Genomic DNA, 14,546 nt, shown 5'->3' with positions numbered 1-14,546 from the left:
TGAAATATGAACAAGGATCCTGTCCATGAAAAGAGTAGCCATTCTCTGCATTATCGTTTCGATGTTGTCAACAGGATGCGCCAAAGATCCTTTCGGCAGTTTCCTCCAATCGAGACCACAGAAACAGCAGCAACTGACACGGACCGAACTGCATCGTGAAGCGGCAACCTTGAAAAAGGTCATTGCGGAAAATCCTGCCAACCCCTCCGCACATTACTCCTACGGGCGAGTCCTCCTTGCCCTGGATGAGCCCGACCAGGCCGTGGCCCATCTTAACAAAGCAAGTATCCTCACCAGAAACAACATCGATTATCTGCTGTGGCTCGGCGTCGCCTATGGGAAAGGCGGAAATCTGCCTGAGGAGCAGGTCAGCTATTCAAAGGTGCTGCAACTTCACCCGGACCACATCCAGGCCCTCGTCTATCTCGGCAACAGTTATCTCAAGTCGAAGAAATTTCAACCTTCGCTGAACTGCTACAGACGCGCCCTTGTGCTCCAACCCGACAACGAGCAGGCTCTCTACAACCGGGCCATCGTCTACCACCAGTTGCAACGCAGGACCGCGGAACGGCAGGCGTGGAGGCTCTATCTTCAATCACATTCCACAGGAATCCTCGCCGCCAACGCAGTCGAGCATCTCAATCGTCTCAAGAATTTTTCCTATCGCAACCATCGCCTCGGCCACCGCATCGTCACCCTTCCGGCCATAGCATACGCTCCCTCCAGCGCCGACCTGACCCGATCCGACCTGGCCACTCTCGACACGATCGGAGCCATTGCCGTCAATATGAAATCGGGCCCACTCGATATCATCGTTTACCGGAAAAACGACGAGACCCTCGCACGAGCCAGGGCCCTCGCAATCAAACGTTATCTCGAGAGGGAATTTCCACTCCTGGTCGTCGATGACCGTATACGGATCAGCTGGTTCAATGTCCCGGAAAAACGGACCTTCCTCGGCCTTCGCACCACGATCGATGATTCCACGGTGTTCCTTCTTTCTCAAGTACCGGCAAAACCGATCAAATTGAGAAACAGAGACAGGAAAAAGATGATGATTTGAGAACTTTTCCACCTCTCCGATGTGACTTTCCACCCTCACCAATCGTATTTCGGTTAACAGCGTACTCCAACCATCCACCTCAACAGTCTATCCTGGCAGGATGCATCGCACAGACGAAGAGATTGTCGCAGAAGTCCTGACCGGGAGAACACAGCAATACGCAGAGATCGTATCCAGGTATCAAAAGCCTGTGTATAATCTCATGTTCCGGTACACCCGTCATGAACTTGATGCTGCCGATCTCACCCAGGATGTGTTTTTCAAAGCCTTCAACCGGCTGTCGAGCTACCGTCCCGAACGGAGCCTGTTTTCCTGGCTCTATAAGCTGGCAATCAATGTGGCCAACGACTGGAGCCGGGCCAGAACGCGGATACAGACAAAAATACCCTCGAGCGAAACACTGCATACCCCTCACACTGCACATCGTAATCCAGCGATACGTCTTGAGGACCGTGATCAGGAAGAGCTGCTTGAGCAGGCCATGGAGTCGATCCCGGCCGAGACCCGGGAGATCCTGCTCCTGCGCTATCGCCACGAACAGCCGATCAAGGAAGTGGCCGCAATCTTTGGGATAGGCGAGAGCGCCGTCAAAATGCGGATCAAACGGGGATTGGAACAACTGCAGAAAATCATGCAGGAGATAAACACCCATGAACAAGGATTCTTTCGATAGTGAAAAAATCGAAATGCTGCTGCGAAGGCATCCTGAGCACGATGTGCCGCCTGGACTGCAGCAACGGATCATCGCCAGCCTCCCCCTGGGCAACCGACCGGAGGGCATCGCATTCAAACTGAAAAGCTGGTGGGACAGATTGATGCTGCCTGCTCCGATGCCGATGAAGGCCGGAGCTGTTGTGGCGATGATCGCTGCCGCCTTCTGGCTCGGCACCGAAGTGGAATCCAGGCAGAAGACGGGAGAAACCGCCCTCCAGGTCGAATCGACCGGTATGGAAACCGCCGCCGGCAATTCCTGGACTGATAATCGGATCGGCATGGATTCGCTTGAAGATCAGGCCGGTGCGTACGCTATCGATTTTTCCTCCGACGAGACTCTGTCGAGACAAAAGTCGAACAACCTTGACGATTTGTCGGATATTTTCCTCAGCTCTGAGGCGGTTCCGATCGAGGACCGGCAGAATTTCCAGGCTGCAGGTATCCCGCGAATCGACTCGACCCTGTTCCTGCTCAACCTCGCCCACAACCTCGCCGACAGTGGCAATTACCATGGCGCTCTGCACCAATACGAAAAGGTCCTGCGCCTCAACCCGCAGGACCAGACGGCCCTGTACAACCGGGCGACCAGCTATCATCACCTGAACGACCAGGAAGGCGAGCGGCTGGCCTTTCTCAGCTACCTCGATCAATTTCGGTCGGGGCGATGGGCCTACCAGGCGGTCGATCATCTGCAGCGGCTGGGGGTGTTCGATTATCAGACCTGCATGATCGGCGGCCGGAAAGTGGTTGTTAATCAGGCCATCCTGCTCGGATCGTCGCCACCGGCCCGGCAACGCGAACTGGAGCGGCTGGTTCCCTCCCTCCGCCGGCCATTGAGCGGCGAACTGCATCTCGTCGTTTTTTATCAGAACGACCTGCAAAAAAGCAGGACCATCGCCACAGAACTGAAGCAGCAGATCCACTCGATCCTTGGCGAAGATCGGGCACTACCGATCAAGACCAGCTGGTTCGACGAGGCAGCCCCGGTCCAAACCGGCACAGGAGAAAAACGTGAGTTGAAAACAGGGCTATTCCTCTTCACGCAACCGTCAACACAACAGAGGAGCACCATATGAACACACTCAAACGGTATAAGAAATCAGCCATACGGGCGATGTTGGTCTCAGGTGTGATTGTCGGCCTGAGCGCCGGGGCGACGCCGGCACTGGCAGCCGACGAGGTCGTCGATTCGACCGTGGAAAGCAGTTACTATGCCAACCCGGCCCAGGCGGCACATGCGGCCCAGGTTGCCGAACAGTACACCATGAATAACCCTGCAGTACAGAGTGCCGAGCAGGCATTGAACGCTGCCCAGACAGCGGTCGAGGCGTTGCAGGATGAAATCGAAGAGGATGGCATTACAACGTCAGGCGAGGCCTTTTCGCTTGGTATCGCCCAGCAAAATCTTGAAGACGCCGAACTGGCGTATACCGATCTCGTAGCCGAGGTCTCCGGTACCACGGCGGCAGACATCCAATCCATGCGCAGTGCCGGGATGGGATGGGGAGATATCGCCCAGGAACTGGGGGTACACCCTTCCACGCTTGGACGTGGTCATAGCAAGAATCAAGATATCGCGACAGAACCAGAAACCGCGATCGATGTAACCATCGATGATCCGATCGCGGATATCGACACCTATCAAAATCGCAATCAGCATCGGAATCAACATCGGAATCAGACCATCGCAACTCAACCTGTCACCCTCGATCCAGAAACAGAACCCACAGATCCGACCACGACACCCGCCAGGGGTATCGGCGCCGGCGCGACCAGGGGGCAGGGCAAAGGTGACAGGGCCCAGATCCATGAGCCAGGCACCGGCTTGACGTCCGCCGCCACATCGACTGACACCAGCGCCAAAGGCGACAGGGCCCAGATCCACGAGCCAGGCACCGGTCTGACTGCCGCAGCTTCATCCGCCACCTCAAGTACGTCCATCGGCAGCTCAGGGAGCAGCGGGAGCAGTAACGGCAACGGGACTGGTGGAAGTAACGGCAATGGTGGAAGTAATGGCAACGGCAACGGCGGCGGCAACGGCGGTGGAAACGGCGGTGGAAACGGCGGTGGAAACGGCGGCGGCAACGGCGGCGGAAACGGCGGCGGCAACGGCGGCGGAAATGGTAACGGCAATGGCAACAAATGACGAACGAACAGCCCTTACATAGATCGCGGTGATTGTTATATCCTCAATGTCTCTGCGAGACTTCCAACGTGTTTATTTCAGAAATCAATCCCGGGAAGATCAAATTCTCGGGATTGATTCCCCTCCTTACCCCACCAACTCATTTTGTTCCGAACTGAAGCGAATCCTGCCATTCAAAGTCAAGCGAACCACTGGCCATTTGGCCACGGACGATAAACTTGATTGTATTTCCCGGCAATCATGATATCTTTTCTGCGAATTTCATATGGATCCGCTGTCGTTTTCTTGTGCAAACAACAATTATGCAGAACGATCATTGCTAAAATATCATTTTTAGTTTGTTGTACACGACACGGTCAGTGTCCCAAGAGAATTGATTATTTCGACCTTGAAAATATTTTCAAACACCTTCTATCACAATGAGAGCGTGCTTTTCAGAGGAAGGATTTGCCGGCATCATTCGGCGGCGAACCACACCGATGAAAAATCACGGTTCGAGGATTATGTTCCACGATGCTGCAAGATAATTACCTCATGGAAAGCGAAGGAGAATCCCATCGACTCGATGTCAAAATCGATGCGGAGACCATCACCCGTCAGGCCATATGGGCGGGAATCAAACCAGGAATGCGGGTTGCCGATCTTGGTTGCGGTTCGGGAAAGGTCACCTCCCTGCTGTACGATCTGGTCCAACCGGGAGGGACAGTGGTCGGAGTTGACGGTTCAGCCGCTCGACTTGTCTACGCGCAGGAAAAATACGGCAGAAAAGGAATCGATTTCATTCAGGGAAATTTGACACAACCACTCGGTCATCTGGGCCAATTCGATTTCATCTGGGTTCGCTTCGTCCTGGAATACTATCTCTCCAAGAGTTCTTCGATGGTGAAAAATTTTGCCGGATGCTTGAAACCGGGAGGGATCATCTGTCTGGTCGATCTGGATCACAATCCCTTCAATTATTACGGGATTCCCGAACGGCTGGAACATACTCTCAAGAAAATCATGAAGGAAGTGGAAGAAAAAACGGATTTCGATCCCTTCATCGGCAGAAAGCTGTATTCCATCGTCTATGATCTTGGATTTGAAGATATCGATGTCAGAGTGGAAAATTATCGAGTCACATTCGGCAAGGCCAAAGAACTTGAAGTCTTCAACATGTTGAAAAAGATAGAAATCGTTCCCGAAAAGATCAAGTTTCAATTCGACGACTATCAAGGCGGGTATGAAGAGTTTTACCAGGAGACCCTGGCGTTCCTTTCCGACCCGAGGCGATTCGCATACACACCGCTCATCCTGTGCAGGGGTTCGAAAGGAGCCAAGGTGTGATCCTCCCGCGTATCCACCCCGCCGGGTGGATACGCAACGAATTCGCGTCCTTCTCTGTCGGCAGATTTAAAATTGATAGGACGCCGATAGACTCAGACAATGGCTTGCCGCACCGGAAAATTCTCCATTGAGAGTGCTGTTGAGTACAGTCCTATCCTCCTTCCAGGCATGCAGATATGCCGCCCCAACAGACCACTGCTGTCGCCAATTGTACCTGACTCCGAATGACGCGAACCAGGCATCGGAATCCGGGAGATCAAAAGAAAGCGTCTCATCCGGGATCGGATTGCCATCGAAACCGAAACCACCCATCAACGTCAGCCGATCATCCCACAGATACGTGTAGCCAAGCCTGAAGGCGTCGACGTCATCCCAATCCTTCACGACTGGATTATCGAAGGCTGCCGAAAGAACCGGGTGGCCAAGGCTGGCAGGGTAAGAAAAATCCTGAGATTCATTTGCCGACCAGAACGTTCGCTCGTAGACAAATTCAAAGGTCGATTTATCAATGGAATACGAGGCTGCCAGTGCAAGAACCGCCGGCAGAGGAATTGAAACAGAGCCGGGTCCCTGGTAAAATCCAGAGGGGAAGAGTCCGTTGAAATAACTGCTGGAAGAATACAGGACTCCGGAACCGTCCATGTCCAGATCGATTTCCGAACGGTAGGTTGCCGCCAGGGCCAATTTGTCGTTAGGTTTGACCGACAGCGCAAGATTATACCCGTATTCGGTTGTATCTCCGTCCATGTCTCTGCTGATATAGGTATACTCAGGGGTAGCCGGCAACCCTCCCCCGAGTCCGCCTGCAGGAACGGCCACTATGTTCCCGGCACTCCTGACAGTCGCGTCGCTGTAGACAGCCCGCGCGCCAAATGCCAACGAAAACATATCGTTCACTTTATAGGATACGGTGGGGTTTGCTTCTACCACGGTCATAGTGAATTTATTGGCAAACGTGCTCGGAAATGGATCTTCCCATCTCTTGGTCAGTCCGGCAGGAATGACAAAAGCGAGACCAAAACGGAAGTTGTTGTAATCGGGCGAAACCATATGGAGATTTGGCAGAAGGAAATTTTCTTTTTCGGATGTTCCGCTGAAAGCAGGGCTCCTGAAATCCTCATAGGTTATGCTAGGCAGATTGATATAGGAGACGCCTCCCTCCATCTTCACCCCAGGACTCAACCAGGACATGTTTGCTGGATTGTAATAGGCGGCATCGGCATAATTGGCATTCGCTACATAGGCACTGCCGAGAGCCGTTGCGTTGATGGATTGTTCAGGTATGCGGTAACCGGATGCAAAAGCGGCCTCCGTTACAACAAGAATCGCCGTGCCGGCAGTTAAACACATCGTTTTCCCATGCATGTCAACCCCCATGGTCAATTTTTTCAATTGCAGTTTCGGCCAAATTACTATTCTTTTTATCCAAAACATTCCTAATGTTCATGGCAATAGAGGTTGGCATCAAGGGCTTGTTCAATAAGGTATAATTATTCTGAAGAGCCCCTAGATGTGTTATCGCATTATCTGTATAACCGGAAATCAATATGACGTGTATATCAGGTTGATCCTCTTTGATCGCCTCTACTAACTGGGGACCGTTCATACCCGGCATGATGACATCGCTCAAGATCAGATCTATTTTATTTTTTGATAGTTTGCTGAGTTCAAGAGCCTCCGTGGCGCAAGAAGCTGCCAGCGTCGTGTACCCGAGAGGCTGAAGGGTATCGACAATCATTTTGCGGATCGAATCGTCATCGTCAACAACTAAAATGGTTTCATTGCCATGGGCTAATTCCAGACTCTCCTCTATAGTTGTCGCTTCAATTTCCTGTTTGACGATCGGAAAATAAATTTTAAAGCAGGTTCCATGGTTTAACTCACTATAGAGATCGATATGACCGTTATGCTGTTTGACAATGCCGTACACGATAGCCAAGCCCAAACCGGTTCCCTTCCCTACTTCTTTCGTGGTATAAAAAGGTTCGAATATTTTATCTCTTGACTCAGGATCAATTCCTTCACCAGAATCGGTAACACTGAGCATAGAATAATATCCTTCTTTTAGAAATTTCCCTCTTTGAGCATATTTACTATCAATAAAAACATCACTCGTTTCAATAATCAGACTCCCTCCATGGGGCATGGCATCTCGTGCATTGACCACAAGATTCATCAGTATTTGCCCAACTTGACTGGCATCAGCCATGATGCTGCCTATTTTATTCGACAAAAAAGTCTTAATCTGGATATCTTCACCAATGAGTCTGGTGAGCATCTTGGACATGTCCTCTACAATTATATTGAGGTTTGTCACCTTCGTTTCCATTGCCTGTTTCCGACTAAAGATCAGTAATTGCTTTGTGAGACCTGAAGCTTTAAGACCGGCATGATGGATACTCTCAGCCATTTTAAAAATCGGATCCTCAGAATTAAGCTTCAAATTTATCATCTGGCTATAGCCCAAGATTGTGGTCAGGATATTGTTGAAATCGTGCGCAATTCCACCTGCCAGATTGCCGACTGCCTCCATTTTCTGAATCTGGCGTATCTGAGATTCCAGTTTGATATTTTGCAACCGCGACCCAATTTGCAATGCAACACCCATGAGTAAATTCATGTCCCTCTGTACCAGGGGTCGCTTGCTTATAATGTTATCAACGGCAAGAATTCCTAATGATTCTTCTTCATAAATGATCGGACAACAAATCATGGATTTAACCCCCATCTTCAAGGCAAATTCAAGACTGCGTTTAGAAAGATCATCCTTTATTTCATGAATGTCGTTTAACAAAATTGGTATTCTGTCTCTGAACGAAACATAGAAAATTCCCTTTGATCCAGGGTTATCCAAATGAAAGGACAATTTATTTAGAATTTTTTCCTGATCTTCCTGATACCCGAATCCAGCTTTATAATTGAGTCTAGTCCTATCAGGCGTTGCCAACATGATCAAAATTCGGTCATAGTCAAGGCGTCTATGCAATACATTTATAATTTCGGTGAACAACGCTTCAATTTCGCTTTGTCTCGCAAGAGCTTGACCGATTTCGTTAATGAGCATCGAATTCTCATAATTAATATCAATCTGCTCAGTAAGTTCATCGGAAGAGTCTCTCAACAAGATTATGGTTTCCATCAAATTTCTGGTTTCAGCTTTGTTCAGAAACAGATTAATCAACAGAATCGATGTGATAGCACCTGCATACAGGAAGATAAAAGTCGAGTACGTGAAATGTGCCGAATTATTTAAAAACGCAAAAGAGAGAAAAACTGCGCATAAAAGGAAGAATAAGCCTACTGTGACATTCCGAAGTGTTTTTAAAATTGTAACCGGTGACTTAGGCCAAGAAACTATGTAACGACAGGCCTTGCCTCCTTTGAAGATGCATTCAGGGTGGCTTATCTGAGGAGGTTTAAGTTTGAACCATGTTGATGTTGCTTCCCAGTAACCAATTCTATTTTCACATTGAAAAGGTTCTTCTTTCGTTCCAGGATATGGGGTGACGATTATTTCAGCTTTATTAGAACTTAATATTTTAGCTTCATATTTCGAGGACCTTGTTATCGCCCGTGCATATTTACCAAGTATTTCATAGTATTTAACAGGACTGATCAGACTAATAACTGATCTTCCAAGCAAACTTTCTAATTCAGGTGAAGATGCAAAACGACCTGCCTCACGGGCGATTTTTCTATTACCGGTCAACTCCACAAGTTTTTCGTAAAAACGATTTATCTGTCTTTGACTGAAAAAATGTCCTTTATCTTCAATCTGATACAATTCCATCTCAGCATATTTTAGAAGTTCAACTATATTGACATGGCTGTACTTTTGTTTGATAAGTTTTAAATAGACGGAAATACCTCTGCTGCCATACAGAGGTTTATTTTCATCGTAATTATCAAGCATTTTAAATACTTTTAATCTTGAAGATTATTCAAACGCTTAACAATATTTGAATAAAATATATCAGATTTTTTAGGAGTAATTATTCCAAGGAAAACATCTAAACATTCGTTCAAATAATCTAAATTGAGCAAACCAAGGAAATAGGTTTTATCAAATGGCAATTGATGTTTTTCTGCAAAAGATTTGGGATATAACAATACAGGAACAGTCGTGTATTCGTAAAATTGAACAATCTTTTCAATTGCAAAATTGTAAGAGTGTCTATTAAGTTGGCTTTGATCTAAGACAAAGAACTGAATGCAATTTGTCAATTCTGACATATTCAGCCCAAAATCAGATATATTAACAATCAATATCGCCAACAATTCGTCGTCTTTTTTGAGAGAAAAAATTTTCTTTTCTCTTTTCAAACCCGCTTTGACATAATCTTTACAGATTGATTCATCAATCAAATGTGCTTCCGGATCGAGATCAAGGGCTTTAATTAATAGCCCACCAGAAACTTCATCATACCAATTCTGAAATATTTCCAATTCTTCCAGATCGGTTTCGCATAAACTTAAGGATCCTGAATAGGCAGTAGTTGCCATATTATTATGTATATAAAAATAAGCAAACTCATCAATAGAGCTTTTTTTAATATCATTTAAAGCACGTATAGTTGTTTCAAAAACTCGTTTTGCAAAACGATTATCTGGCCTAAAATATATCCCAATATAATTTATCTTTGCCGATGGTAGTGAATGAATTTCATTTATATACTGCATTATATGTTCTATGACGACTAAACCAGCTCTATTTTTTGTTGATTTTACAGCCGCATGATGATGGATAAGCCATGTTTTTTGGTAATACCTGAGCATGGCGACATGGCCGTATATCTTTCCTTTATCTTGATAAATTACATATCGAGATATTTCAGGATTTTCATTATAAAGTTTCTTATAAACAGATAGGAATTTATCTTTTTGTTCTGCAATATGCATGTATTTTGAAGGATAAACAAAACCGGTATCAAAAAAGAAATCCCACAGTGCTTCGAGGTCTATGTTGGTACAGTCAATATAAGAATATCTGTTTTTTGCTTTGTGGATCAAAGATGAGAGTTTGATATGATCTTGCATCTTCATATCAAGAATCACCATCCCACACCTGACTACATCATCTTTGGGTATACGATAAATAACTTGCGCTTTACAGCAAATAGACATGCCATGTATGAGTTCGATTTTCAATTCCGGTATTATCAACCCGGGCAGCAGAATTGAATTTTCACTATCCTCTTCCACAGAAAAGCCAAGAGCTGAAATGTCGTTTAATCCGAGTGATATCTTTTTCTGAATCAATGGATGGTAAAAAACCAAGTTAGGAAGGGGCGAAAGGACCAATCGTTCTGTACGGTGCTCATTAAATTTCTTCTTTCTGATAGTATCTTTTTCAGGCCTGAAAACCAGAATTGACTCATTGGCATGTTTTTCATGCCGAATGATCGTGCATTTTCCGGAGAAGATAAATTCTCCCTTGTGCATCAACACAATGTTGGCTGAATTTTCCGTGTTAATTTCAAGATTAGCTGGAGTTGATTTGGTAAGATACTTGACGGCAAAGGATTCGGCACAAAAATTGATCAGTCTGCCGGTAACCACGACTCCTTCCTGGCTGATCTGAGCTGTGACTTCTTTGCAAAGATGCCTTTTTACAGCACGCAACTGCATCCCATAAGAATATTCAGGCAGTTCAACGATGAGACCATCATCATTGTAGTCGACAAGCTGCGCTTGAACCTCAACCTGGTTCAAACCATCGTTAAAACTGAAGCCCTCCAGATCATACAGCTTCCATTTGCTCTTTATACGGCCTGGATCCGACCACAGGCATTCCAGGAAGGTGTTGTTGCATGTTTGCGGCTTAGCCTTTAGTAGTATGTAATTATTATATTTTTTATGCTTAAATTTAAAAACGACATCACCGTTTTTAAAATTGATCCTATTTAAGGAATTTATAAGGTTGGACCGGAGGATTTTCTTTCGTCTTTTTTCAATGTCATTCACATCCGAACTTCTGTCCAGATTCCAAAGCTTCTTAGACGATGTAATTTCCATGATTTAAAAGGCCTGAGGGTATTGAAGTTGAGACTAACCCCCATGACCAAGAAGTCACAACGAAGCATGAAACTTGAGTATTGAAATCGGAAGTGAGTCATAGCTATCATGCATCCTTTTGAATAAACCCGTTAAATTCAATCAAAAAGGAGGATAGCTATGACTCAGAGACAAGATAACGCAGCGATCGCGATTATTCACCCGGTATGTTGCGGATTGGATGTGCATAAGGAGAAAATATCTGCTTGTCTGATGAAAATTGACGAGCAGGGACGAGAAGCATCGGAGATCAGGGAATTTGCAACGTTTACCGATGAACTCATCAAACTCAGGGAATGGTTGCGGGGAAGCGAGTGCCCGATTGTGGCAATGGAGAGTACGGGTGTCTACTGGCGGCCAGTGCACAATGTTCTTGAGCACCACCTGGAGGTGATTGTGGTCAATGCCCGGCATATCAAGAATGTTCCGGGACGCAAGACCGACATTGCGGACAGCCGATGGTTGGCCAGCCTGCTGAAGCATGGCTTGCTGCGAGGGAGTTTCATTCCGTCAAAGGATATTCGCCAGTGGCGTGAACTGTCCCGCCAGCGGCGTAAGGTTACCGAGTCGCTGAGCGATTACAAGAAGCGCGTACACAAGCTCTTTGAGACGGCCAATATAAAGATTGCCTCGGTGGTCTCGGACCTGTTCGGCAAGACAGGCCGGCGGCTGATCGAGCAGTTATGTGATGAATCTGCCAGCAGCTTTTCCGAACAGGCAGTTGCCGGCTTGGCCTGTGGACGATTACGGGCCAAGGCGGCGGAGTTGTATCGCAGCATCCAGGGATATTTTGAAGGACATCATCGGTTTCAACTATGTTCGTTGATGCGGATCATCACTATCCTGGAAAGCGAGATCGGCATGATTTCCGATCGTCTGCAGTTGCTGATGAAGGATCACGACGAGTTGCTCGGTCGTGTGGCGGCGATTCCCGGAATCGGTGAACGAAGCGCCCAGATGATTATCAGTGAAGTCGGCTACCATCTGGACAGCTTTACCGATGCCGCCTCGTTTGCCAGTTGGGCAGGATTGTGCCCTGGCAACAATGAGAGTGCCGGGAAACGAAGAAGCGGAAGGACGGCGGTACAGAAGCACCCGTTCAAAACGATCATGGTCGAAGTTGCCTGGGCTGCGGTGAAGACCAAGGGGAGTTACTTCAAGGACAAATATCATCGTTTGAAATCACGGCGTGGCGCCAAGAAGGCGATCGTGGCGATCGCGCATCGGCTGGTCAAGGCGCTGTTCCAGATCATCAAGCATGGCGAACGGTATCGGGAACTTGGAGAGGGGTATCTCAAGAGTCGGAAACGCACAAGCCTCCGTGCTTTAAGGCACCAGGCACAAGCCATGGGATTTCAGCTGGTACCGGTAGCAGAATAGTTGTTTTGGGAGAGGGATTTCGGCAGCTGTTGCAATTGTCATGAGGTCGCAAATTGAACTGAAGCGAGAGAGCGCGGGATCTAACATGACCGGCTGGACACCGGCACAACGAATTGTCAGCTCGCAAGAGACTACGGATATAAAACTGAGAGTACCCCATCGTCCAGCCAAGGCAATTGCAGCACTGACGATCATTGAACCGGATCGGTGATCAATGCGAGAACAGGAAATTATCCAACATTGATTCATAGGAAGAGAGAAGTTTCATATAAACAATTCGATTACTGCCTGTTATATAAGCATATTTTCAATTTCGCCCATGCAACTGACAAATCGGCATCGCATATTTATACGAATTCAGTGAGTTATGCCTTTATACATATTTTTTTTTAAATAGTCATCCAGAAGCGACATCTTTTCCTGAAGCCGTATTTTTCTTATGTTTCGACCTTCATAGCGCCGCACTTACTTTATCTGATCGTGGTTTTTGACTGATTATCTGATCTTTGATACGACCAAAATCGGACGCTTTGACCAATTATCCTCTTTCAGCCTTTATTTCTGGCGTTGCAGCGCCATGAAACTTCGATAACAAACCTCGACCATCTGCCATAGAGAACAAACTGAACCGGTGTCCGATAAGGTTGGTACAGAGCGAATCGGTAGAGCCTTGCCAAAAAATGTGCTACGCTCAAACAAAGTTGCATGAACCGAAGCGTATGCCTTGTTGCCCATAGCGACCTTCACAGTACCAGGGGCAAAGAGCAAAAGTTGAGAATTTATACTCCATGAATCTGGTTGGAATCCAATTTTTAAGGACTTGACTGAATGACTCTCAATAAACACCGGCAACAACCCACCTCGCAGTTGATTGCCGTTGTCACAGGCGGGGGACAGGGTATCGGCAGAGGTATCGCTGCCCGGCTTGTGTCAGATGGAATGCACGTGGTGATATTCGACAAGGATCGGGAAGCGATTGAAGAGATCGGGACAGAGTTTGCCTCGGCGGTCACCCCTCTTGCCGGAGATGTCTCCAAAGAGTCGGAGGTCTCCGATCTGATGCAGACAGTCTCGACTGCTTTCGGCAGGCTTGATATTCTGGTCAACAACGCCGGTATCGCCACCCCTAACGCTCCGGCGATTGAAACCCTTACCTTGGACCAGTGGGATCAAGTGATAGCCGCCAACCTTACTGGCACTTTTCTTTGCTGTAAACATGCCGTTCCGCTACTACGGAAAGTCCGTGGCACAATCGTCAATATCGCCTCGACTCGAGCTCTGCAATCGGAGGCGAACACCGAGGCCTACTCTGCAAGCAAAGGTGGTATCGTCGCTTTGACGCACGCCCTGGCCGTCAGCCTTGGCCCGGAAATCAGGGTCAACTGCATCAGCCCGGGATGGATTGCCGTCGATAACTGGCAAAAAAGGTCCCGGTGGGCCAAGCCGCTGTTAACAGTTCAGGATCATACTCAACATCCTGTCGGACGAGTAGGAACACCTGAAGATATAGCCGCTTTAGTTTCCTTCCTGGTCTCCACGGGGGCTGGCTTCATCACTGGCCAGAACTATATTGTGGATGGCGGCATGACCCGCAAAATGATCTACGGCGAATAACGACATCTCCGTTCTCTCAACCATCGGTCTCCGAAAAGTAGATCTCTTCTGCCGATTTCCGTTCAGATCATTTCCTTCCGCTGGTCCGGCCCTCTGTGATCCGGCCATGGAGCGAATTGTGCTTTCGCCCCTCCTTTTCCGAAAGAAGATTGAAATGGGACGGAAAAAGTTTTACGATCGTCGACACTGTAAATCCATTTTAATGCCTGGGCTTACTCGATTCAAACCATCACATTTCAGATTCCACGA

General features: G+C 47.5%; 10 protein-coding genes. 7 read left to right on the top strand and 3 right to left on the bottom strand.

Annotation, left to right across the window (positions count from 1 at the left end; all coding sequences use genetic code 11):
- Positions 1 to 25: 25 nt before the first annotated feature.
- The 5 genes from HNQ81_RS13165 to HNQ81_RS13145 all read left to right on the top strand — a co-directional run bounded on the left by HNQ81_RS13165 (position 26) and on the right by HNQ81_RS13145 (position 5,249).
- Entirely contained in the window at positions 26 to 1,063 is a 1,038-nt protein-coding gene (locus HNQ81_RS13165; protein ID WP_183351771.1) for a tetratricopeptide repeat protein, read from the top strand.
- A gap of 100 nt (positions 1,064 to 1,163) precedes the next feature.
- A complete protein-coding gene (locus tag HNQ81_RS13160) occupies positions 1,164 to 1,736 on the top strand; it encodes an RNA polymerase sigma factor (RefSeq protein WP_275888844.1) in 573 nt (190 codons plus the stop codon).
- Positions 1,714 to 2,853: a tetratricopeptide repeat protein gene (locus HNQ81_RS13155; protein ID WP_183351769.1), complete on the top strand. Its 1,140-nt coding sequence runs from the start codon at positions 1,714 to 1,716 to the stop codon at positions 2,851 to 2,853. The genes HNQ81_RS13160 and HNQ81_RS13155 overlap by 23 nt, the downstream gene beginning before the upstream one ends.
- A complete protein-coding gene (locus HNQ81_RS13150) occupies positions 2,850 to 3,923 on the top strand; it encodes a helix-turn-helix domain-containing protein (RefSeq protein ID WP_183351768.1) in 1,074 nt (357 codons plus the stop codon). Before HNQ81_RS13155 ends, HNQ81_RS13150 begins: the two co-directional genes overlap by 4 nt.
- A 534-nt stretch (positions 3,924 to 4,457) precedes the next feature.
- On the top strand, positions 4,458 to 5,249 hold the full coding sequence (locus HNQ81_RS13145) for a class I SAM-dependent methyltransferase (RefSeq protein ID WP_221270879.1): 792 nt from the start codon (positions 4,458 to 4,460) through the stop codon (positions 5,247 to 5,249).
- A 66-nt stretch (positions 5,250 to 5,315) separates the two neighbouring features.
- Here the strand turns inward: HNQ81_RS13145 and HNQ81_RS13140 are convergent, their stop codons facing one another.
- From HNQ81_RS13140 to HNQ81_RS13130, 3 genes are read right to left on the bottom strand one after another with little or no spacing between them, the layout of a single operon-like run.
- Positions 5,316 to 6,641 (bottom strand): OmpP1/FadL family transporter, encoded by a 1,326-nt coding sequence (locus HNQ81_RS13140; RefSeq protein WP_240191758.1) that lies wholly within the window; start codon positions 6,639 to 6,641, stop codon positions 5,316 to 5,318.
- Positions 6,616 to 9,162, bottom strand: coding sequence for a hybrid sensor histidine kinase/response regulator (locus HNQ81_RS13135; RefSeq protein WP_183351766.1), 2,547 nt, complete (start codon positions 9,160 to 9,162; stop codon positions 6,616 to 6,618). Before HNQ81_RS13135 ends, HNQ81_RS13140 begins: the two co-directional genes overlap by 26 nt.
- An 11-nt stretch (positions 9,163 to 9,173) precedes the next feature.
- Positions 9,174 to 11,213, bottom strand: a complete 2,040-nt coding sequence (locus HNQ81_RS13130; protein WP_183351765.1) for a hypothetical protein — start codon at positions 11,211 to 11,213, stop codon at positions 9,174 to 9,176.
- 210 nt (positions 11,214 to 11,423) lie between these two features.
- Here HNQ81_RS13130 and HNQ81_RS13125 point away from each other — a divergent pair, with 210 nt between their 5' ends.
- Both HNQ81_RS13125 and HNQ81_RS13120 read left to right on the top strand, forming a co-directional pair.
- Positions 11,424 to 12,683: an IS110 family RNA-guided transposase gene (locus HNQ81_RS13125; protein WP_183351764.1), complete on the top strand. Its 1,260-nt coding sequence runs from the start codon at positions 11,424 to 11,426 to the stop codon at positions 12,681 to 12,683.
- Positions 12,684 to 13,511: 828 nt separating this feature from the next.
- Entirely contained in the window at positions 13,512 to 14,297 is a 786-nt protein-coding gene (locus HNQ81_RS13120; RefSeq protein ID WP_183351763.1) for an SDR family oxidoreductase, read from the top strand.
- Positions 14,298 to 14,546 lie beyond the last annotated feature (249 nt).

The sequence above is a fragment of the Desulfoprunum benzoelyticum genome (assembly GCF_014201505.1).
Taxonomy (GTDB): domain Bacteria; phylum Desulfobacterota; class Desulfobulbia; order Desulfobulbales; family Desulfocapsaceae; genus Desulfoprunum; species Desulfoprunum benzoelyticum.
Note: the sequence above shows the minus strand (reverse complement) of the source record. Positions and strands in the feature narration are given on the sequence as shown.

Excerpts from the sequence above, each read along its gene's own strand:
- HNQ81_RS13155 (WP_183351769.1), top strand. The coding sequence starts at position 1,714 with ATGAACAAGGATTCTTTCGATAGTGAAAAAATCGAAATGCTGCTGCGA.
- HNQ81_RS13160 (WP_275888844.1), top strand. The coding sequence starts at position 1,164 with ATGCATCGCACAGACGAAGAGATTGTCGCAGAAGTCCTGACCGGGAGA.
- HNQ81_RS13165 (WP_183351771.1), top strand. The coding sequence starts at position 26 with ATGAAAAGAGTAGCCATTCTCTGCATTATCGTTTCGATGTTGTCAACA.
- HNQ81_RS13125 (WP_183351764.1), top strand. The coding sequence starts at position 11,424 with ATGACTCAGAGACAAGATAACGCAGCGATCGCGATTATTCACCCGGTA.
- HNQ81_RS13145 (WP_221270879.1), top strand. The coding sequence starts at position 4,458 with ATGGAAAGCGAAGGAGAATCCCATCGACTCGATGTCAAAATCGATGCG.
- HNQ81_RS13120 (WP_183351763.1), top strand. The coding sequence starts at position 13,512 with ATGACTCTCAATAAACACCGGCAACAACCCACCTCGCAGTTGATTGCC.
- HNQ81_RS13135 (WP_183351766.1), bottom strand. The coding sequence starts at position 9,162 with ATGCTTGATAATTACGATGAAAATAAACCTCTGTATGGCAGCAGAGGT.
- HNQ81_RS13150 (WP_183351768.1), top strand. The coding sequence starts at position 2,850 with ATGAACACACTCAAACGGTATAAGAAATCAGCCATACGGGCGATGTTG.